General features: G+C 44.2%; 2 rRNA genes. Both read right to left on the bottom strand.

Annotated elements, in window-relative coordinates:
- A 23S ribosomal RNA gene (locus AC1DMU_RS29720) occupies positions 1-140 on the bottom strand; the annotation flags it as partial.
- A gap of 146 nt (positions 141-286) precedes the next feature.
- A 16S ribosomal RNA gene (locus tag AC1DMU_RS29715) occupies positions 287-416 on the bottom strand; the annotation flags it as partial.

Here is a 416-nt window from a genome sequence, read left to right as displayed (position 1 = left end):
TTACGTATGGTGGGTTTCCCCATTCGGAAATCTTCGGATCAAAGCTTACTTACAGCTCCCCGAAGCATATCGGCGTTAGTCCCGTCCTTCATCGACTCCTAGTGTCAAGGCATCCACCGTGCGCCCTTTCTAACTTAACCAAACTAAAATTAAAAAAATATGAGCTACACTGTTATCTAGTTTTCAAAGAACATACATTTATATATGAGAGATAGTTCTCTCAAAACTGAACAAAACGAAACACGGAAACTTATATTGATGAACAGCGTTCATCAATTCTCCATAGAAAGGAGGTGATCCAGCCGCACCTTCCGATACGGCTACCTTGTTACGACTTCACCCCAATCATCTGTCCCACCTTAGGCGGCTGGCTCCATAAAGGTTACCCCACCGACTTCGGGTGTTACAAACTCTCG

Source organism: Bacillus sp. 01N45 (assembly GCF_056399205.1).
Note: the sequence above shows the minus strand (reverse complement) of the source record. Positions and strands in the feature narration are given on the sequence as shown.